This window comes from Brevundimonas sp. NPDC046655 (genome assembly GCF_044901625.1).
GTDB lineage: Bacteria > Pseudomonadota > Alphaproteobacteria > Caulobacterales > Caulobacteraceae > Brevundimonas.
The window spans coordinates 297,918-316,795 of sequence record NZ_JBJDPV010000001.1 but is presented as its reverse complement, the minus strand read 5'-3'; the positions used below and the strand labels follow the sequence as shown (position 1 = coordinate 316,795).

The following is an 18,878-nucleotide window of genomic DNA, read 5'->3' as shown; positions in this document are numbered from 1 at the left end:
CATATCCGACCGCCACGCGCTCGGGTTGTGATCATGCAGGGAGTCGATGCGGCGATCACGCCACCAGGAAAGACGCCTGCCAGATCATCCAGACGAAGCCGCCGCACGACGCAAGCGACAGCATATCCCTCACCCAACGCGACATCGGTTTATCCCCAGCTCGGTTGTTCCTGAAACGTTCTATATTCTCTCTTTGTTCTCATTGCAAGCGCTCGGATGGGAGCCCCGCCATGGCGAGACGCCCTCGTCCTTCCCATGTTGCAGGACGCAGCGATTCAAGGAGCCGCCCATGTCGTCGCGCCTTCTGCCCCTCGTCGCCGTAATCCTGACGGCGGCCTGTTCACCGGGCGAAGCGCCCGCCAGCGCCGCGCCGCTGGAGCCGCCCCCGCCCGGCTATCAGACCGCCATCTTCGCCGGCGGCTGCTTCTGGACCGAGGAAAAGGCATTCGACGGCCTGCCCGGCGTGCGCTCGGCGGTGTCAGGCTTCGTCGGCGGCACGTCGCCCAACCCCACCTATGAACGCGTCGTGCGCGGCGGCACCGGCTATCGCGAGGCTGTGCTGGTGACGTTCGACCCGGCCGTGGTCAGCTATCGCTCCCTGGTCGACCGCTTCTGGCGCACCATCGACCCGACCGACGCCACCGGACAGGTCTGCGATCAGGGCCCCTCCTACGTCTCGGCGGTCTATGCCACCGAGGCCCAGACGGCGACGGCGCTGGCGTCGCGCGCGGCCGCACAGACCGCGCTGGGGGCCAAGGGCTCGGGCTTCCTTACCCCGGTCTATCCGGCCATGCGCTTCTGGTCCGCCGGTCCCGAGCATCAGGACTTCGCCAAGCGACACCCGGCCCGATACGAAGCCTACCGCATCGGCTGCGGGCGCAGCGCCCGCCTGCGGACGCTGTGGGGCGACGCCGCCGTCGGCTAGTTAGTAGGCTTGGCTCTCAGCCGCGCGTTCTTCCAGATGGCCGTCCTTCAGGGCGAAGACGCGGTCCATGTGGCCGGCCAGCTCCATGTTGTGGGTGGCGATCAGGGCGGCCACGCCCGTGGTCTTGGCCAGTTCGCGCAGGGCCTCGAACACCGCATGGCTGTTGCCGGGGTCCAGGTTGCCGGTCGGTTCGTCAGCCAGCAGCAGACGCGGGCTGTTGGCCAGCGAGCGGGCGATGGCGACCCGCTGCTGCTCGCCGCCCGACAACTGGGCCGGCTGGTGGGTGAAACGCTCGCCCAGACCCAGGCTAGTCAGCAGGGCCTCGGCCCGGCGACGCGCCTCGGGTTCGGAATGACCCGCGATGCGCATCGGCAGGGCCACATTATCCCGCGCATCAAATTCCGGCAGCAGGTGGTGGAATTGATAGACGAAGCCGATCCGTGACAGGCGCAGGCGCGTGCGCGCCCGCTCGTCCAGACCGCCGACGTCCTCGCCGTCGATCATGACCTGACCGCTGGTCGGGCGCTCCAGCAGGCCGGCAGCGTGCAGCAGGCTCGACTTGCCCGAGCCGGACGGCCCGATCAGGCCAACGACCTCGCCCGGCATGATGTCCAGATCGACACCCTTCAGCACCGTCAGTCCGCCCGAGGCGGTCGGATAGGTGCGGGTGATGCCGCGCAGGCGAAGCGTCGGCGTCTTGTTCAGCGGATTATTCAAAGCGCAGGGCCTCCACCGGGTCGATCCGCGACGCGTTCCACGACGGCGGCAGGCTGGCGAGGCAGCTCATGAAGAAGGAGAAGAGCGCCACCCAGGTCACGTCCCACGGATCGACCAGGGCCGGAATGGCGTCCAGCATATAGACGTCGGCGTTGAACAGCTGGACCCCCAGCAGGGCTTCAAGGAAGTGCTGGATCGCGCCGATGTTCAGACAGAACAGCAGGCCCAGCCCCAGCCCGGCGATGGTGCCGCCGATGCCGATGGCCGCGCCTGAGACGAAGAATATGCGCAGGATCGACGAGGGGCTGGCCCCCACGGTACGCAGGATGGCGATGTCGCGGGTCTTGTTCTTCACCAGCATGACGATGCCGGAAATGATGTTCATGGCGGCGATGGCGACGACCAGGCCCAGGATGATGCTCATGGCGACGCGCTCGACCTTCAGCGCGCCCCAGAAGGCGGCCAGACGGACACGCCAGTCGGTGACGATGCTGCCCGCCCCGGCCGCCTGCTGCACCGGCGTCAGCAGGGTCTCGACCTGATCCGGTTCAGCGACCTTCATCTCGATCACGTCCCAGACCCCCTCCTTGCCGAAGAAGAGCTGGGCCTGTTCCAGCGGCATGAAGATGAAGGCGCGGTCGTAGTCCGCCGTGCCCGAGCTGAAGATGCCGCCGACGCGGTAAGTCTTTTCCAGACCGCCCAGATTGCCGAAGGCGCTGTCGGCGCCGGTCGGCGAATAGATGGAAATGGCGCTGCCGACGCTCAGCCCCATCTGGTCGGCCAGAGCCTTGCCGATCAGAATGTTGTCGCCGCCGTATTCGCCACGGCCGAAGGATGCGATCTCCTCAGGCTTCAGGCTGTCATAGACGAACCTAGTTGAGGCCAGGTCCTGAGGCCGCACGCCGCGCACGACGCCGCCCGTCATCTGGCCGCCCGCACGGAACATGGCGGGGGATTCTGTCAGCGGCGACACCGAGACCACGCCGGGCACGTCAGAAATCCGCTTCAGCGTCGCCTCGCGGTCGGGCGAAGTGAGCACCGGCCCCTGGACATACATATGCCCGTTGAACGACAGCATCCGGCCCAGCAGTTCGCTGCGGAAGCCGGCCATGATGCTCATCACGCTGATCAGCACCGCCACGGCCAGCATGATGCCGACGAAGCTGATGATGGCGATCAGGGCGACCCCGCCCTCCTTGCGCTTGGCGCGAAGATAGCGAAGAGCCAGTCCGATCTCCCAGGCGGAGAAGGGACCGGCGGGTTTCACGGCGGGCGGCGTGGAGGCCGTCGCGGCGTCGGTCATTTCGTCAGCAGCTCCAGGGCGGCGTCGAGCGACAGGGTTTGCTTCTCGCCGGTGGCGCGGCGCTTCAGTTCGACCACGCCGTCGGCCAGGCCCTTGGGCCCGATGGTCAGCTGCCACGGCACGCCGATCAGGTCGGCGGTGGCGAACTTGCCGCCCGGACGCTCGTCAGTGTCGTCGTAGAGGACGTCCTTGCCAAGGGCTTCCAGCTTGGCCACAGCGTCTTCACAGGCGGCCGAGACAGCGTCGTCGCTGGCGCGCAGGTTGATCACCACCACATCGAACGGGGCGACCGAGTCCGGCCAGATGATGCCCCCGGCGTCGTGGCTGGCCTCGATGATGGCGCCCAGCAGGCGCGACACGCCGACGCCATAGCTGCCCATGTGCACCTCGGTGTCCTGACCGTCCGGCCCGGCGACCTTGGCCTTCATCGGGGCCGAGTATTTAGTGCCGAAGTAGAAGATGTGGCCGACCTCGATGCCGCGCGCCGACAGGCGGTCGCCCTCGGCGGTCTGCGTCTCGAACTGGGCCGCGTCGTGCATTTCCTCGGTCGCGGCGTAGAGGGCCGTACGCTCGTTGAACACGCCTTCCAGCTGCTCGACGCTGAGGTTGTGGCCCGGCGCGTCCATCTCGACCAGCTTGCGGTCGCAGAAGACCTCGCTCTCGCCGGTCTCGGCCAGAACGATGAACTCGTGGCTCAGGTCACCGCCGATGGGGCCGGTGTCGGCGCGCATCGGCACGGCCTTCAGGCCCAGACGCGAGAAGGTGTTCAGATAGGCGGCGAACATGCGCTTGTAGGCGATGCGGGCCGAGGCCTCGTCCAGATCGAAGGAATAGGCGTCCTTCATCAGGAACTCGCGACCGCGCATGACGCCGAAGCGCGGACGGCGCTCGTCGCGGAACTTCCACTGGATGTGGAAGAGGTTCAGCGGCAGGGCCTTGTACGACTTCACATAGGCCCGGAAGATATCCGTGACCATTTCCTCGTTGGTCGGTCCGTACAGCAGCTCGCGCTCATGACGGTCGGTGATGCGCAGCATCTCGGGGCCATAGGCGTCATAGCGGCCGCTCTCGCGCCACAGGTCGGCCAGTTGCAGCGTCGGCATCAGCAGCTCGACAGCGCCGGCCTTGACCTGCTCCTCGCGGACGATGTTCTCGATCTTGCGCAGCACCCGCAGGCCCAGCGGCAGCCACGCGTAGATGCCGGCGGCCTCCTGCTTGATCATGCCCGCACGCAGCATCAGCTGGTGCGACACGATCTGGGCGTCGGAGGGGGCTTCTTTCAGGGTCGGCAGGAAGTAGCGCGACAGGCGCATGGCGGGAATCTCTGCAAAATCAGTCTGGCCCGAGTTTTAACCGGGCGAATGGGGCGAAAGCTAGAGCGCAGGTCCGCGGCTGAAGTCCGGCAGCGGCATCCACCCCGTCCAGACGATGAAGACGATGAAGGCCCAGACGATGGCCGAGACCCAGGTCGTGGTGATGAACTTCTTCTTCAGTTGCGGATTAGCGGGCGCGCCCCACTGGCTGCCGTCGGTCGGCGGCGTCTCGACCTGCTTGGACGATCCCAGCGGCAGGATCGTGAACAGCACGATCCACCACGAGGTCAGATACAGCGCCACCAGGGTGAAGGGGCCAAGAGGCATGGGCGGTCATCCATCGGTTCGGGCGCCTGCCGCATTCCGCCCGCGTGATCAGCAGGCTAAGGAAAGGCGCGAAACTAAGGACGCCCTCATGCCACAGATCACCTTGGAACACTCCCCCCATTTCGACGGGACAGATTGGCGCGCCCTGGCGCTGGAGATTCACAAGCTGTGCGTGGACGTGGTCGGCGCGACGAGCCAGGCCTGCAAGACGCGCATCGTGCGCTGCGACGACCTGATCATCGCCGACGGCGACCCGGCACAGGCCATGGTCCACTGCGACCTGCGTATCCTGACCGGTCGGACGCAGGAGCAGAAGACGGCGCTGGGCGAAGCGGTTCAGGCGGCCTTGCTGGCGGGGATCAAACCCTATGACGGCCCGGCGCAGATTTCGGTCGAGATCGGGGCGCTGGACAAGGACAACTATCGCAAGGTCACCTTGTAGGCCCTTCCCTCTCCCGCTGGGAGAGGGCTTGAGCGCCCGCGCGCCGAAGGCGATCGGTTGCGTGATCCAAAGGACGGCGCGGAGCATCCAAAGGGTGAGGGTCGATGGCGTCCATCCGCCGCGCAGCGGCTTACGCCGACACAGATCGCCAACCCTCATCCGGCCCTTCGGGCCACCTTCTCCCATCGGGAGAAGGGTTCACTTCTACGGGTGTGGTCGCCCGATCCCGTAGCGGGCCGCCCAATAGGGCAGGATGTCGTCGTCCTGCAGGAAGCGGGCGCCGGTCTCTTCGCTGACCTGAGCGTCGGGCCAGTCGAATTCGCCGTCCAGCACCAGCAAAGGGCAGCTCTGGTTGGCCTCCCCCACCTCGGCCACCACGGCGGCGCGAGGACGGGGGTGATCCAGATGCGTGACCTGAACCTGCTCGCGCAGGCGCGGGTACAGCCCCAGCACTCCCTCGATCCGGGCGCCGGGCGGGCAGTACCAGGGCCCGCCCTGATCGTCGAACCAGTCGGGGTTCAGCAGGTAGAGCCGGTCCGCCATTACAGACGCAGGATCACGGTTTCGACGATAGGGCGACGGTCCCAGACCTGCTGGCTGGCCTTCTTCAGGGCGCGACTGACGGCCTGTTCGACCACCAGCTCGTCATCGAGCGCCTCGCCCTTCAGCTTGCGAACCGCCTGTTCGGCGCGTTCGGCCAGGTCGTCGAGGATATCGCCCAGAGGACGGTCCGCGTCACCGGGCAGGCCGATGCCGCGCACGTCGATGTCGCTGACGATCTTGCCACGCTTATCCATGGCGAAGCTGACGACCAGAACGCCGTTGGAGGCGGCGTGGCGACGCTCGCGCAGGGCCTCGCCCGCCTCCTCGACCAGCATGCCGCCGTCGACGAACAGACGGCCCGAGGGCACTTCGTCGATGATGGCGGCGGGTCCAGGGGCCAGACGCACCATGTCGCCGTTGCGCGGCGTCACGGTTTCGGGGACCTGCATGTCCTTGGCCAGAAGGGCGTGCTCCATCAGGTGACGGCGCATGCCGTGGGTCGGCACCGCGATCCGCGGACGCGCCCAGCTGTACATCTCGCGCAGCTCGTCACGGCACGGGTGGCCCGAGACGTGGATGCCGGGATGGTCCTTCTCGGTGTAGAGACGCACGCCCCGGTCGGCCATCTTGTCCTGCAGGCGGCCGATCGACAGTTCGTTGCCCGGAATGACCCGCGACGAGAAGATGCAGTGGTCGCCCTTGCCCAGTTTGATGAAGGGGTGCGTGCCTTCAGCCACGCGCGACAGGGCGGCGCGGACCTCGCCCTGGCTGCCGGTGCAGAGATACAGGATCTCGTCCTCGGGCCAGACGCGGGCTTCCTGTTCGCTGAGGAAAGGCTTTACGTCGCTCAACATGCCGACCGACTTGGCGGCGGCGGTGATGCGGTGCATCGAGCGCCCGGCCAGGGCCACGCGGCGACCAGCGGCCTCCGCGGCGCGGATCACGCTGTCCATGCGCGCGACGTTGGAGGCGAAGCAGCCCACGGCGACGCGGCCTTTCAGGTCCTTGATGAGCGCGGCAAGCGCCACCTTCACGTCGCCCTCGGAACCGGCCACGCCGTCGACGAAGACATTGGTGCTGTCGCAGACCATGGCCAGCACGCCCTCGTCGCCGAGACGCTTGATCGTCTCGACGTCGGTGCGCTCGCCCACGACCGGATCGTTGTCGATCTTCCAGTCGCCGGTGTGCAGAACCGTGCCCAGCGGGGTCTTGATGGCCAGGCCGTTCGGCTCGGCGATCGAGTGGGTGATGGTGACGAAGGTCACGTCGAACGGACCCAGGTTCAGGTCGCCGCCCAGCGGAATCTCGTTCAGCTCGACATCGTCCAGGATGTTGGCGTCGCGCAGCTTCTCGCGGATCAGATAGGCGGTAAAGGGCGTGGCATACAGCGGCGCCTTGATGCGCGGCCACAGCCAGCCGAGGGCCCCGATGTGGTCTTCGTGGGCGTGCGTCAACACGATGCCCAGGATGTTCTCGCCTTCCAGGAAGGTCGGATCGGGCACGATCACGTCCACGCCGGGCGTGGAGGGGTCGCCGAAGGTCACGCCGACATCGACGATGATCCATTTGCGGTCATGCGCCGGGCCAAAGCCATAGGCGTTCAAGTTCATGCCGACCTCGTTCGAGCCGCCCAGCGGCAGGAAGACGAGTTCGTCGTTTTGAGTTTTCTTTGTCATACGTCCCTAGAGATGGGTGTTCCGCCGCCAGATTTCGAGTAGGCCGCGGATGGTCAGGTCCGGATCGAACCGGTCGATTGATTGGGTGGAGCCTTCAAACAGCGAGGCGACGCCGCCGGTGCCGACGACCGTCATGGGCTTGCCCCACTCGGTCTTGATACGGTCCACCAGGCCCTCGATCAGGGCGATATAGCCCCAGAAGACGCCCGATTGCATGGAGGTGACGGTGTCGCGCCCGATGACGACATCGGGGCGTTGAATGGCGATGCGCGGCAGCTTGGCCGCCGCTTCATGAAGGGCTTGCAGCGACAGGTTGATGCCCGGCGCGATCAGACCGCCCTCGAAGGCCCCCTGCCCCCGCTCGGCGCCGCCCGACACCACGTCAAAGGTCGTGGCCGTGCCGCTGTCGATCAGCAGCAGGTCGCCCTCATAGACCTGCAGCGCCCCGATGGCGTTGACCAGTCGGTCGGCCCCCGCCTCGCTGGGCTTGGGAATGCGCACCTCGATGCCGAGGTTGACGTTCTCCCCGATCACCAGAGGCTCCACGGCGATATAGCGCCGCGCCAGATTGCGCAGATTGAAGATCGACTGCGGCACCACGCTGGATATGATGCAGCCGTCCAGGTCCTTCATGTTCAGTCCCTGGCCGCGCATCTCGAACAGCTGATGCAGCCAGACCGCATACTCGTCAGCCGTGCGCATGGCGTCGGTGGCCGTGCGCCACTGGGCGATCCATTCGGTCCCGTCGTGGACGGCGAAAAGGGTGTTGGTGTTGCCTTGCTCGATCGCCAGCAGCATCAGGCGGTCTCTCCGAAAAAGACGTCGCCGGCGGAGATAATCCGCAGCGATCCGTCCGGCAGTTTCAGACGCAAGGATCCGTCCGCCTCGACCCCGTCGGCCGTGCCGGTCAGGGTCTCGTTGGTCAGCCGCGCCGTGCAGGGTCCATATAGGCCCGGAGTCCGCGCGATCCAGGCGTCGAGAACGGGCTGGAAGCCGAACGTCATCCAGCGATCCAGCCAGACGCCGAAGGTTTCGGCCAGGCCCTTCGCCGCCTCATCAACGGACGGCGCGGCGACGACGCCCTGGCTCAGGTGTTCCGCGATGCAGGTGGCGGGCCGTTCGGTGTCGCCGGGCGTCTGGTTCAGGTTCACCCCAATGCCGATCGCCAGCCACAGGCCGCCAGCCGGCGCCGGGCCGGACTCGATCAGGATGCCGGAGGTCTTGCGCCGATCCAACAGCACGTCATTGGGCCATTTGATCGTGACAAGGGCCGGCGGGACATAGCGGTCCAGGAGATCGGCCACGGCCAGCGAAGCGGCAAACGTCAGCTGCGCGGCCTCGGCGGGGGATTTACGCGTCAGCAGCAGCAGGGTGGAGGCGAGATTGCCGCTCTCGCTCTCCCATTTGCGTCCGCGACGGCCGCGCCCGGCGGTCTGCTTCCGGGCCGTGATCCACAGCGGCCCGCCGTCGCCCGCCTCGGCGCGGCGTCGCGCCTCGGCGTTGGTGGAGTCGGTTTCGTCGAGGATCAGGACCGGGGCGGCCAAAGACCCTTACCCGACGCCGACGCTCGAGGCGGCGGCGCGGGTCAGCGGCTCCAGCCAGGTCAGAGCGACGATCACCAGCGGGAAGCAGAAGGCGGCGGCCGCGAGGGCGATCCACTTGGCTTCCAGCGGCGACTTGTCGGTCGTCACGTCGAACTCCGGCGTATCGAACCACATCACCTTGATGATGCGCAGGTAGTAGAAGCCGGCCACGACCGAGGCGACCAGACCGGCGGCGCCGGCCATCCAGTAGCCCGCATCAGCAGCGGCGCCGAAGACGAAGAACTTGCCCCAGAAGCCCGACATCGGCGGAATGCCGACGGCCGACAGCGACAGGATGGTCAGGGCCACAGCCGTCAGCGGACGATCCTTCTTCAGCCCGGCTAGGTCGGAAATCTTGCGGATCGGACGACCATTGCGGCTCAGCGACAGCAGCACGGCGAAGAAGCCGAACTGGTCGATGACGTAGAGGGTCATGAACATCAGGGTGGCCTGGACGCCGGCTTCGGTGCCTGCCGCCACGCCCAGCAGGGCGTAGCCGATGTTGATGATCGACGAATAGGCCAGCAGACGCTGGACGTCCTTCTGCATCAGACCGCCGAACGAACCGACGGCGAAGCTGATCAGCGAGATCAGGATGATGACCTGGGCCCACTGACCGTGGGCGACGCCGAAGCCTTCGACCAGGACGCGGATGATCAGCACCATGGCGGCGATCTTGGGCGCCGTGGCGAACAGGGCCACGACCGGGGTCGGGGCGCCTTCATAGACGTCGGGCGTCCACATGTGGAATGGCGCGGCCGAAACCTTGAACGCCAGACCGCAGATCAGGAAGACCAGGCCGAAGATCAGGCCCGGGCCCGGGTTGGCGGTGGCGAAGGCGGCGATGTCGACGAAGCGCATCGAACCGGCGAAACCGTAGATCAGGCTGGCGCCGTAGAGCAGCAGACCCGACGACAGGGCGCCCAGGACGAAATACTTCAGACCGGCTTCCGAGGCCTTCAGGTTGTCGCGGTGATAGGCAGCCAGCACGTACAGGGCCAGCGAGTGCATCTCGATGCCGATGTAGAGCGAGATCAGGTCGCCCGAGGACGCCATCATCGACATGCCGACCGAGGCCAGCACGATCAGGACGGGATACTCGAACTTGGCGATTCCGTTGCGGTGGATCCAGCCGTCGCCGAGGACGATGGCGACCGCCGCCGACAGGAAGATGGCGACCTTGCCGTAAACGGCCAGCGGATCGGCCACATAGGCGCCGTTGAAGGCCGTGCCCAGCGGGCCGACCGCGGCCAGAACCGAGGCGGCGGCCAGCAGCAGGATAGACAGGCCCGAGATCAGGCGCGTCGACTTCTCGCCGGTGAAGGCGCCGAGCATGAGCAGCACCAGCCCGCCGACCGCAAGGGTCAGCTCCGGGGCGGCGAGTTGAAGGGCGGAAGACAGATCAGTCATTATGCTCTCACCCGCCAATGGCTGCGCGATAGGCGGTCGTCAGGGCCTCAACAGTCGGCCCGGTGTAGTCAAGGACGGCGTTGGGATAGAGGCCCAGCCAGATGGTGCCGACGATCAGCGGCACGAAGATCAGCAGCTCGCGCTTGTCGATGTCCGTGATGGTCTGCAGCGCCGGGTTCTTGATCTCGCCGTACATGACGTTGCGGAACAGCGTCAGGGCGTAGACCGCCGAGAAGATCACGCCCGAGGCGGCGATCAGGGCCGTCCAGGTCGAGACCTGATAGGCGCCGGTCATGGTCAGCACTTCGCCGATGAAGCCCGAGGTGCCCGGCAGGCCGACGTTGGCCATGGTGAACATCAGGAAGATGGCCGCATACCAGGGCATCCGCGCCGTCAGGCCGCCGTAGAAGGCGATCTCGCGGGTGTGCATCCGGTCATAGACCACGCCGACGCAGAGGAAGAGCGCGCCCGAGATCAGGCCGTGGCTCAGCATCTGGAAGACGGCGCCCTGCACGCCGGTGTCGTTGCCGGCGAAGATGCCCATGGTCACGAAGCCCATGTGGGCGACCGACGAATAGGCGATCAGCTTCTTGATGTCCGTCTGACGGAAGGCGACCAGCGAGGTGTAGACCACGGCGATCACCGACAGGGTGAAAACCAAAGGCGTGAACATCTGCGACGCCTGCGGGAACATCGGCAGGTTGAACAGGATGAAGCCGTAACCGCCCAGCTTCAGCAGGATGCCGGCCAGGATCACCGAACCGGCCGTCGGGGCCTGAACGTGGGCATCGGGCAGCCAGGTGTGGACCGGCCACATCGGCATCTTCACCGCGAACGAGGCGAAGAAGGCCAGCCACAGGATCGGCTGAACGGCCGGATCGAAGGCGTATTTCTTCAGCTCGGGGATGCTGGTGGTGCCCGTCTCATGGGCCATCCACAGCATGGCCAGCAGCATCAGCACCGACCCCAGCAGGGTGTAGAGGAAGAACTTGTACGAAGCGTAGATCCGGTTCGCCCCGCCCCAGATGCCGATGATCAGGAACATCGGCACCAGGGTGCCTTCGAAGAAGATGTAGAAAAGGAACAGGTCCAGCGACGTGAAGACGCCGATGACCAGGGTCTCCAGCACCAGGAAGGCGACCATGTATTCGACGACGCGCGTCTCGATCGACTTCCAGCTGGCCACGATGCAGATCGGCATCAGGAAGGCGGTCAGCAGGACGAACAGGATCGAGATCCCGTCCACGCCCAGGTGATAACCGGCGCCGGCGAACCAGGCGTAGTTTTCAACGAACTGATAGGCCGGGTTCGACGGGTCGAACTGGGCCACCAGCAGGACGGACACGGCCAGCACCACGAGCGTGGTGCCCAGGGCGATCCAGCGCGCGGCCGGAGCCGCGGCGTCCTGGCCGCCCTTGTTCATCATGCCGGCCAGAAGCAGCAGGCCGGCGCCGACCAGCGGCAGGAAGGTGACGATGCTCAGAATGTGAGGCACGAGGCTCAGGCTCCCCACGTGAAGATGGCGAAGGCAAGGAACACAGCCACGCCGATCAGCATCACGAATGCATAGAAGTAGACGAAACCGGACTGGAAGCGCGACAGCCAGCCACCCGATTTCAGTGAAGCCCAGGCCGCGCCATTGGGGCCCAGACCGTCGATGATCTTCACGTCGCCGATCTTCCAGAAGAAGTCGCCGATCGCCTTGGCGCCCTTCACGAAGACGGCGTCATACAGTTCATCGAAGAACCACTTGTTGTAGAGGAAGGTCCACAGCGGTCCCTTGCGCTCGGCCCACTGCTTGGCGACGCCTTCCTTGAGGACGTAGATCCAGAAGGCGGCGAAAGTGCCCAGCAGGGTCACGACCAGCGGCGCCCACTTCACCCAGGTCGGGACGTTGTGGCTCTCGTGCAGGACGTGGTTGGCGCTGCCGACGAAGATGGCGCCGCGCCAGAACTCGGCCTCATGGTGACCGATGAAGTGCGGGGCGAAGATCATGCCCGCAAACATGGCGCCGATCGACAGCACCAGCAGCGGCAGGACCATGGGCAGCGGGCTTTCATGCGGCGACAGCGGACCATGGTGGTGGTCGTCGTGCGCGTGATCGTCGCCGTCCAGCGGCTCGGAGTGCGTCTCCAGCTGGGCGTGCGAGGCGTGGTCGTCGGCGGCGTGATGGCCGTCGTCTTTCCACTTGGCCGTGCCGTGGAAGGTCATGAAGACCAGACGCCACGAATAGTAGGCCGTCAGCAGGGCCGCCGAGATGCCGATGACGAAGGCGAACATGCCCGCGGCCGAGTGGCCCGTCGTCGCCGCCGCATAGGCGCTCTCGAGGATGGAGTCCTTGGAGTAGAAGCCGGCAAGACCGCCGATGCCCGGAATGCCCAGACCGGTGATGGCGATGGTGCCGATCATCATCACGCCGTAGGTGATCGGCAGCAGCTTCGCCAGGCCGCCCATATTCCGCATGTCCTGCTCGTGGTGCATGCCGTGGATCACCGAGCCGGCGCCCAGGAACAACAGGGCCTTAAAGAAGGCGTGCGTGAACAGGTGGAACATGGCGGGCTGATAGGCGCCGACGCCCGCAGCGAAGAACATGTAGCCCAGCTGCGAGCAGGTCGAATAGGCGATCACGCGCTTGATGTCGTTCTGCATCATGCCGACGGTCGCGGCGAAGATGGCCGTGATGCCGCCGATGATGGCGATGAACAGCGACGCCGTCGGGGCGTGCTCATAGAGCGGCGACAGCAGGCAGACCATGTAGACGCCGGCGGTGACCATGGTCGCCGCGTGGATCAGGGCCGACACGGGCGTCGGGCCTTCCATGGCGTCCGGAAGCCAGGTGTGCAGGAAGAACTGGGCCGACTTGCCCATGGCTCCGATGAAGAGCAGCAGACCCGCCAGATCCAGAGCAGACCAGGTGTAGCCCAGGAACTCCCAGCCCGTGCCGACCTTGCCGGCGATCAGCGGGAACAGCTTGGCGAACTCGATCGTGCCGAACATCCAGAAGACGGTCATCATGCCGAGCAGGAAGCCGAAGTCGCCGACGCGGTTGACCACGAAGGCCTTGATGGCGGCGGCAGAGGCGGTGTCCTTCTTGTACCAGAAGCCGATCAGCAGATAGGACGCCAGACCCACGCCTTCCCAGCCGAAGAACATCTGCAGGAAGTCGGCGGCCGTCACCAGCGCCAGCATCATGAAGGTGAACAGCGACAGGTAGGCGAAGAAGCGCGGCCGGCTGTCGTCCTCGGCCATGTAGCCCCAGGAATAGAGGTGAACCAGCGACGACACCGTCGTCACCACGATCAGCATCGTGGCCGACATGGCGTCCACGCGGATCGACCAGTTCGACTGGAAGTCGCCGACATGGATGAAGGGCGCGATATGGACGGTGAAGGCTTCAAGCCCGCCCCAGGTCCACTGGCTGAACACGATCCACGAGACCGCGCACGAGAAGAACAGCAAACCGGTCGTGACCGACTGCGAGGCGATGTTCCCGATCCTGCGACCGAAGAAGCCAGCGATCATCGCCCCCAGAAGGGGGGCGAAGACGCCGAGAGTGACGAGAGTCTGGATAGTCACGGTTCCGATCAGCCCTTCATCACGGAGGCGTCGTCAACCGCGATGTCGCCGCGGTTACGGAAGAAGGTCACCAGGATCGCCAGGCCGACGGCGGCTTCAGCCGCGGCGACGGTCAGGACGAACATGGCCATCAGCTGACCCGACACATCGTTGAGATAGGTCGAGAAGGCGACGAAGTTGATGTTCACCGCGAGCAGGATCAGCTCGACCGACATCAGGATGATGATGACGTTCTTGCGGTTCACGAAGATGCCGAACACGCCGATGGTGAACAGCATGGCGGCGACCGCCAGATAGTGCTGGAGCGAGATGTCCATCACAGAAGCTCCTCGGGGGTGACGCCCTGGCCGGTGGCGACCGACTTGACCTCGACGGCCTTGGCGCGTTCGCGGTTGGCCTGGGCGGCCAGGTCCTGACGACGGACGCCAGGACGATGACGCAGGGTCAGGACGATGGCGCCGATCATGGCGATCAGCAGCACGATGCCTGCAGCCTGGAAGAAGTAGACGTAGTCCGTGTAGAGGACGCGGCCGATCACCTCGACGTTCGAGGCGTCAGGCCCGGCGACGACCGGCGCGATCGCGGCCCTGGCCGCCCCGCCCTGCACCACGGTGATCGACACCATGATCATCTCGGCTAGCAAGACGCCGGCGACGATCCCGGCCAGCGGCAGGTAGCGGGCGTAGCCTTCGCGGAGGCGGACGAAGTCTACGTCCAGCATCATGACCACGAACAGGAACAGCACCGCGACGGCGCCGACGTAGACGACCACCAGCAGCATCGCCAGGAACTCTGCGCCCAGCAGGACGAACAGGCCGGCGGCCGAGAAGAAGCTGAGGATCAGCCACAGGACGGAGTGCACGGGATTGCGCGCGGTCACGACCAGAAGGGCCGAAACCACGGCGACCGTCGCCAGTAGATAAAACGCTATGCCTTGCAGCATGGGTGGGACAAAGCCCCCTTTAAAGTCTTGCGCAGCGATCCCGTGGCGGAATCGCGGCTCGGTTTAGCGATACGGAGCGTCGAGTTCCAGATTCTTCGCGATCAGCCGTTCCCAGCGGTCGCCGTTGTCCAGCAGTCGGGCCTTGTCATAGAGCAGTTCTTCGCGCGTCTCGGTGGCGAACTCGCTGTTCGGTCCCTCGACGATGGCGTCCACCGGGCAGGCCTCCTGGCACAGGCCGCAGTAGATGCACTTGACCATGTCGATGTCGTAGCGGGTCGTGCGGCGGCTGCCGTCGGCGCGCGGTTCGGCCTCGATGGTGATGGCTTGCGCCGGGCAGATGGCCTCGCACAGCTTGCAGGCGATGCAGCGCTCTTCACCGTTCGGATAGCGGCGCAATGCGTGTTCGCCGCGGAAGCGCGGCGACTGCGGGTTGCGCTCGAACGGATAGTTCACCGTCGCCTTCGGCTTCATCATGTACTTCATCGACAGGCCGACGGCGCCGAACACGTCGGTCAGCATCGCGCCCTTGGCCGCCTGAACGATACGGGTCAGCATTACGATTTCACTCCGGCGCACTCGCGTTGATAGCGCGCGCTTTCCTTGTCGAGGGTTCCACAGATGCGCTGGCGTTCGGCTTCCTGCCTCTGCACCTGCTCCACCTTGCGTTCCCACTGATAGACCGAGACCGGATCGGCCTCATACGGCGCACAGGCCGACGCCAGCAAGGGCGCGGCCAGGGCGATGATCATGACGACGGCCTGTTTCATCCGCCCACCTGCCGCTTGCAATCGTCTCGGTCGAAACGCGGATCGTCGCGCGACAGACGCTGACAATAGGCCCGCTTGTCCGCCTCGTCCCGACGCTCGCGCTCGACGCGATCCATCCGAGCCGCCGCGCCTTCAGGCGCAGCCGGCTCGATCGGCTTGAAGGTGCAGGCCGACAGGCCGGCGGCGAAGGCCAGCGCAAGCAGTGATGTGGCGCGAACGCCCATCACGCGCCCACCGCGAAGACACGCCAGGCCGCCACGACCACCACGGCCACCAGCGAGGCCGGCAGGAAGATCTTCCAGCCCAGGCGCATCAGCTGATCGTAGCGGTAGCGAGGCACGAAGGCCTTCACCAGGGCGATCATGAAGAACCAGAAGACGATCTTGGTCGCCAGGACCAGGAAGTAGAACAGGTTGGCCAGGAAGGTCGGCCAGCTGTCGAGGAAGTCCGTCGGGAAGCCCGGATTCCAGCCGCCGCAGAACAGCAGGCTGATCATGGCGCACATGAAGACGATGTTGGCGTATTCGCCGATCATGAACAGCAGGTAGGGCGTCGAGGAATATTCGACCTGATAGCCGGCCACCAGTTCCGACTCCGCCTCGGGAAGGTCGAAGGGCGGGCGGTTCGTCTCGGCCAGGGCCGAGATGAAGAAGACGATGGTCATGGGCAGCATGACCACGATGGTCGGCAGGGTGTCGAGGCCGCCGCCAAACATGTTCCACTCGTAGATCCAGCCCGACTGCGCCGTCACGATCTGCGTCAGGTTCATCGTCCCGGCCAGCAGGATGACGTTGATGATGACCAGGCCCATCGAGACCTCATAGGACACCATCTGCGCCGCCGAACGCAGCGACCCCAGGAACGGATACTTCGAGTTCGAAGCCCAGCCGCCCATGATGATGCCGTAGACGCCCAGCGAGCTGATCGCGAGGATGTAGAGCACGCCGACGTTCAGGTCCGAGATCACCCAGCCCGGCGCGAACGGGATCACCGCCCAGGCGATGAAGGCCAGGATGAAGGTGATCAGCGGCGCGGCCAGGAAGACGACCTTGTCGGAACCCGACGGGACGACGATTTCCTTGAGCACGAACTTGAAGAAGTCGGCGAAGGACTGCAGCAGGCCGAAGGGGCCGACCACGTTGGGGCCCTTGCGCAGTTGGACACCGGCCCAGATCTTGCGGTCAGCCAGCAGCAGGAAGGCCAGCGAGATCAGGATCCCGACCGTGACGATCAGGATGCCGCCGAGGGTGGCGAGGGTCCAGCCGATGGGGGTGGCCCAGAAGGAGGTCGCAGCGTCCATGATTTACTCCGCCGCCAGAACGACCGGGGCCGTCCGCTCAGCGGACAGTTGGGCCATGGTTTCGCTGGCGCGCGCGATCGGGTTGGTCAGGTAGGGGTCGACAATGGTCGAGACGAAGGCGACGTCGCCCAGATCGCCCTTGGCGCCCAGGGCCGCCACGTCGAATGAAGCCGCCGGAGCCAGGTAGTCGATGCGGCCGAAGGTCGGGTGATCGCCCATCAGCTTGGCGCGCAGTTGCTCCAGGGTGTCGAACGGCAGCTTACAGCCGACCCGTTCCGACAGGGCGCGAATAACGGCCCAGTCTTCCTTGGCCTCGCCCTTGGGGAAGACGACGCGTTCGGCCATCTGCACCCGCCCCTCGGTGTTCACATAGAGGCCCGACTTCTCGGTATAGGCGGCGCCCGGCAGGATCACGTCGGCGCCGTGTGCGCCGCGATCGCCGTGCGAACCCAGATAGACGCGGAAGGCGTCCGAGCCCGAGGCGTTTACTTCATCAGCGCCCAGCAGGAACAGAACGTCCAGCGCGCCCGGCTTCAGCATGCCGGCCACGTCCAGACCGCCCTCGGCGGGGACGAAGCCCATGTCCAGACCGCCGACGCGGGCGGCGGCGGTGTGCAGGACGTTGAAGCCGTTCCAGCCGTCCTTGACCACGCCGACCTTCTTGGCCAGCGCGCCCAGGGCGTTCAGCACAGCCGCGCCGGTGTCGCCGATCAGGGCGCCCGCGCCGACGATGATCGCCGGGCGTTCAGCCTTGGTCAGGAAGTCGACGGCGGCCTTGGGCAGCTTGCCGACGGTCTTCGAACCGGCGCCCAGGTAGTTGTAGTCATAGGTCAGGTCGACCTGCTGGCCGATGACGCCGATCTCGGCGGCGCCCTTCAGCCAGGTCTTGCGGATGCGGGCGTTGAGCAGCGGCGCCTCGACGCGCGGATTGGCGCCCACGATCAGGATGGCGTCAGCGTTTTCAATGCCTTGCAGACCGGAGTTGAACAGCCAGCCCTCACGAGCCCCCTGCCCGATCGCGGCGCCGTCCTGACGGCAGTCGGTGTTGGCCGAGCCCAGGACGCGGAACAGGTCCAGCGCGGCCTTCATCGACTCGGCGTCCTGCAGGTCGCCGGCGATGACCCCGATACGGTCGGCCGAGGCCGCCTTGATCTTGGTCGCGACAGCCGACAGCGCCTCGTCCCACGAGGCGACGCGCAGCTTGCCGTTCTCGCGCACCCACGGACGGTCCAGACGACGCGCCTGCAGGCCGTCGACGGCGTAGCGCGAGCGGTCCGACAGCCACTCTTCGTTGATGCCCTCGTTCACGCGCGGCAGAACGCGCATGACCTCGGCGCCGCGCGCGTCGGCGCGGATGTTCGAGCCCAGGGCGTCCATGACGTCGATGGTCTCGGTCTTCTTCAGCTCCCACGGACGATAGTGGTACTGCCACGGACGGTGCGTCAGCGCGCCCACCGGGCACAGGTCGTTGACGTTGCCCGACAGCTCGCTGTCGATGTTCTTTTCCAGATAGGTCGTGATCTCGGCGCTTTCGCCCCGCGAGATCATGCCGATGTCCGGCACGCCGGCCACTTCGGTGATGAAGCGAACGCAACGCGTGCACTGGATGCAGCGCGTCATGAACGTCTTGACCGTCGGGCCCATGTTCTTTTCTTCGACCGCGCGCTTGTTCTCGCCATAGCGCGAACCGTCACGGCCATAGCCGACAGCCTGGTCCTGCAGGTCGCACTCGCCGCCCTGGTCGCAGATCGGGCAGTCCAGCGGGTGGTTGATGAGCAGAAACTCCATCACCCCTTCGCGGGCCTTCTTGACCATCGGGGTGTCGGTGAAGATTTCCTGGCCGTCCATGGCCGGAAGGGCGCACGACGCCTGCGGCTTCGGCGGTCCGGGCTTCACTTCAACCAGGCACATCCGGCAGTTGCCGGCGATGGACAGACGCTCGTGGTAGCAGAAACGCGGGATCTCCTGACCGGCGCGCTCTGCGACCTGCAGAACCGTCATGCCGGGTTCGAACTCGGTTTCGACGCCGTTGACCTTGGCGATAGGCATTACG

20 protein-coding genes are annotated in these 18,878 nt (G+C 65.8%); 2 read left to right on the top strand and 18 right to left on the bottom strand.

Going from position 1 to position 18,878, the window contains the following annotated elements:
- Positions 1–289: 289 nt before the first annotated feature.
- Positions 290–925, top strand: a complete 636-nt coding sequence (msrA, locus tag ACI2KI_RS01555) for a peptide-methionine (S)-S-oxide reductase MsrA (RefSeq protein ID WP_404617149.1) — start codon at positions 290–292, stop codon at positions 923–925.
- Here the strand turns inward: msrA and ACI2KI_RS01550 are convergent, their stop codons facing one another.
- The 4 genes from ACI2KI_RS01550 to ACI2KI_RS01535 are packed head-to-tail and all read right to left on the bottom strand — an operon-like array spanning position 926 to position 4,585.
- A complete protein-coding gene (locus ACI2KI_RS01550; protein ID WP_404617147.1) occupies positions 926–1,642 on the bottom strand; it encodes an ABC transporter ATP-binding protein in 717 nt (238 codons plus the stop codon).
- The gene (locus tag ACI2KI_RS01545) at positions 1,635–2,945 is read right to left on the bottom strand and encodes a lipoprotein-releasing ABC transporter permease subunit (protein ID WP_404617145.1); all 1,311 of its coding nucleotides are present in this window, start codon (positions 2,943–2,945) and stop codon (positions 1,635–1,637) included. Before ACI2KI_RS01545 ends, ACI2KI_RS01550 begins: the two co-directional genes overlap by 8 nt.
- Entirely contained in the window at positions 2,942–4,258 is a 1,317-nt protein-coding gene (gene proS / locus ACI2KI_RS01540) for a proline--tRNA ligase (protein ID WP_404617143.1), read from the bottom strand. Before proS ends, ACI2KI_RS01545 begins: the two co-directional genes overlap by 4 nt.
- A 60-nt stretch (positions 4,259–4,318) precedes the next feature.
- On the bottom strand, positions 4,319–4,585 hold the full coding sequence (locus ACI2KI_RS01535) for a DUF1467 family protein (RefSeq protein ID WP_178826887.1): 267 nt from the start codon (positions 4,583–4,585) through the stop codon (positions 4,319–4,321).
- Between the two features lie 88 nt (positions 4,586–4,673).
- Here ACI2KI_RS01535 and ACI2KI_RS01530 point away from each other — a divergent pair, with 88 nt between their 5' ends.
- Positions 4,674–5,027, top strand: coding sequence for a 5-carboxymethyl-2-hydroxymuconate Delta-isomerase (locus ACI2KI_RS01530; RefSeq protein ID WP_404617141.1), 354 nt, complete (start codon positions 4,674–4,676; stop codon positions 5,025–5,027).
- A gap of 204 nt (positions 5,028–5,231) precedes the next feature.
- On the opposite strand, the gene ACI2KI_RS01525 is transcribed toward ACI2KI_RS01530, so the two are convergent.
- The 14 genes from ACI2KI_RS01525 to nuoG all read right to left on the bottom strand — a co-directional run bounded on the left by ACI2KI_RS01525 (position 5,232) and on the right by nuoG (position 18,874).
- A complete protein-coding gene (locus ACI2KI_RS01525) occupies positions 5,232–5,570 on the bottom strand; it encodes a DUF3088 family protein (protein WP_292082659.1) in 339 nt (112 codons plus the stop codon).
- Positions 5,570–7,246, bottom strand: coding sequence for a ribonuclease J (locus ACI2KI_RS01520; protein ID WP_404617139.1), 1,677 nt, complete (start codon positions 7,244–7,246; stop codon positions 5,570–5,572). The genes ACI2KI_RS01525 and ACI2KI_RS01520 overlap by 1 nt, the downstream gene beginning before the upstream one ends.
- A 6-nt stretch (positions 7,247–7,252) precedes the next feature.
- A complete protein-coding gene (locus tag ACI2KI_RS01515; protein WP_404618901.1) occupies positions 7,253–8,047 on the bottom strand; it encodes a type III pantothenate kinase in 795 nt (264 codons plus the stop codon).
- The gene (locus ACI2KI_RS01510) at positions 8,044–8,790 is read right to left on the bottom strand and encodes a biotin--[acetyl-CoA-carboxylase] ligase (RefSeq protein ID WP_404617137.1); all 747 of its coding nucleotides are present in this window, start codon (positions 8,788–8,790) and stop codon (positions 8,044–8,046) included. Before ACI2KI_RS01510 ends, ACI2KI_RS01515 begins: the two co-directional genes overlap by 4 nt.
- A 6-nt stretch (positions 8,791–8,796) precedes the next feature.
- Complete coding sequence (gene nuoN / locus ACI2KI_RS01505; RefSeq protein ID WP_404617135.1) at positions 8,797–10,239, bottom strand: NADH-quinone oxidoreductase subunit NuoN; 1,443 nt, start codon at positions 10,237–10,239, stop codon at positions 8,797–8,799.
- A 7-nt stretch (positions 10,240–10,246) separates the two neighbouring features.
- A complete protein-coding gene (locus ACI2KI_RS01500; RefSeq protein WP_292082654.1) occupies positions 10,247–11,734 on the bottom strand; it encodes an NADH-quinone oxidoreductase subunit M in 1,488 nt (495 codons plus the stop codon).
- Between the two features lie 5 nt (positions 11,735–11,739).
- Positions 11,740–13,809, bottom strand: coding sequence for an NADH-quinone oxidoreductase subunit L (gene nuoL, locus ACI2KI_RS01495; protein WP_404618899.1), 2,070 nt, complete (start codon positions 13,807–13,809; stop codon positions 11,740–11,742).
- Positions 13,810–13,823: 14 nt separating this feature from the next.
- On the bottom strand, positions 13,824–14,132 hold the full coding sequence (nuoK, locus tag ACI2KI_RS01490) for an NADH-quinone oxidoreductase subunit NuoK (protein ID WP_105563431.1): 309 nt from the start codon (positions 14,130–14,132) through the stop codon (positions 13,824–13,826).
- Positions 14,132–14,758, bottom strand: coding sequence for an NADH-quinone oxidoreductase subunit J (locus ACI2KI_RS01485; RefSeq protein WP_404617132.1), 627 nt, complete (start codon positions 14,756–14,758; stop codon positions 14,132–14,134). Before ACI2KI_RS01485 ends, nuoK begins: the two co-directional genes overlap by 1 nt.
- Positions 14,759–14,821: 63 nt before the next feature.
- Positions 14,822–15,313 carry an NADH-quinone oxidoreductase subunit NuoI gene (gene nuoI, locus ACI2KI_RS01480; RefSeq protein WP_040345161.1) on the bottom strand — a complete coding sequence of 164 codons (492 nt, stop codon included), beginning with the start codon at positions 15,311–15,313 and terminating at the stop codon, positions 14,822–14,824.
- The gene (locus tag ACI2KI_RS01475) at positions 15,313–15,525 is read right to left on the bottom strand and encodes a hypothetical protein (protein WP_404617130.1); all 213 of its coding nucleotides are present in this window, start codon (positions 15,523–15,525) and stop codon (positions 15,313–15,315) included. Before ACI2KI_RS01475 ends, nuoI begins: the two co-directional genes overlap by 1 nt.
- Positions 15,522–15,749: a hypothetical protein gene (locus ACI2KI_RS01470; RefSeq protein WP_313472387.1), complete on the bottom strand. Its 228-nt coding sequence runs from the start codon at positions 15,747–15,749 to the stop codon at positions 15,522–15,524. The genes ACI2KI_RS01475 and ACI2KI_RS01470 overlap by 4 nt, the downstream gene beginning before the upstream one ends.
- Complete coding sequence (gene nuoH / locus ACI2KI_RS01465) at positions 15,749–16,825, bottom strand: NADH-quinone oxidoreductase subunit NuoH (protein ID WP_404617128.1); 1,077 nt, start codon at positions 16,823–16,825, stop codon at positions 15,749–15,751. The genes ACI2KI_RS01470 and nuoH overlap by 1 nt, the downstream gene beginning before the upstream one ends.
- A gap of 3 nt (positions 16,826–16,828) precedes the next feature.
- Complete coding sequence (gene nuoG, locus ACI2KI_RS01460; RefSeq protein WP_404617126.1) at positions 16,829–18,874, bottom strand: NADH-quinone oxidoreductase subunit NuoG; 2,046 nt, start codon at positions 18,872–18,874, stop codon at positions 16,829–16,831.
- Between the last annotated feature and the right edge of the window lie 4 nt (positions 18,875–18,878).

Excerpts from the sequence above, each read along its gene's own strand:
- msrA (WP_404617149.1), top strand. The coding sequence starts at position 290 with ATGTCGTCGCGCCTTCTGCCCCTCGTCGCCGTAATCCTGACGGCGGCC.
- ACI2KI_RS01545 (WP_404617145.1), bottom strand. The coding sequence starts at position 2,945 with ATGACCGACGCCGCGACGGCCTCCACGCCGCCCGCCGTGAAACCCGCC.
- proS (WP_404617143.1), bottom strand. The coding sequence starts at position 4,258 with ATGCGCCTGTCGCGCTACTTCCTGCCGACCCTGAAAGAAGCCCCCTCC.
- ACI2KI_RS01535 (WP_178826887.1), bottom strand. The coding sequence starts at position 4,585 with ATGCCTCTTGGCCCCTTCACCCTGGTGGCGCTGTATCTGACCTCGTGG.
- ACI2KI_RS01530 (WP_404617141.1), top strand. The coding sequence starts at position 4,674 with ATGCCACAGATCACCTTGGAACACTCCCCCCATTTCGACGGGACAGAT.
- ACI2KI_RS01525 (WP_292082659.1), bottom strand. The coding sequence starts at position 5,570 with ATGGCGGACCGGCTCTACCTGCTGAACCCCGACTGGTTCGACGATCAG.
- ACI2KI_RS01520 (WP_404617139.1), bottom strand. The coding sequence starts at position 7,246 with ATGACAAAGAAAACTCAAAACGACGAACTCGTCTTCCTGCCGCTGGGC.
- nuoN (WP_404617135.1), bottom strand. The coding sequence starts at position 10,239 with ATGACTGATCTGTCTTCCGCCCTTCAACTCGCCGCCCCGGAGCTGACC.
- nuoK (WP_105563431.1), bottom strand. The coding sequence starts at position 14,132 with ATGGACATCTCGCTCCAGCACTATCTGGCGGTCGCCGCCATGCTGTTC.
- ACI2KI_RS01485 (WP_404617132.1), bottom strand. The coding sequence starts at position 14,758 with ATGCTGCAAGGCATAGCGTTTTATCTACTGGCGACGGTCGCCGTGGTT.
- nuoI (WP_040345161.1), bottom strand. The coding sequence starts at position 15,313 with ATGCTGACCCGTATCGTTCAGGCGGCCAAGGGCGCGATGCTGACCGAC.
- ACI2KI_RS01475 (WP_404617130.1), bottom strand. The coding sequence starts at position 15,525 with ATGAAACAGGCCGTCGTCATGATCATCGCCCTGGCCGCGCCCTTGCTG.
- ACI2KI_RS01470 (WP_313472387.1), bottom strand. The coding sequence starts at position 15,749 with ATGGGCGTTCGCGCCACATCACTGCTTGCGCTGGCCTTCGCCGCCGGC.
- nuoH (WP_404617128.1), bottom strand. The coding sequence starts at position 16,825 with ATGGACGCTGCGACCTCCTTCTGGGCCACCCCCATCGGCTGGACCCTC.
- nuoG (WP_404617126.1), bottom strand. The coding sequence starts at position 18,874 with ATGCCTATCGCCAAGGTCAACGGCGTCGAAACCGAGTTCGAACCCGGC.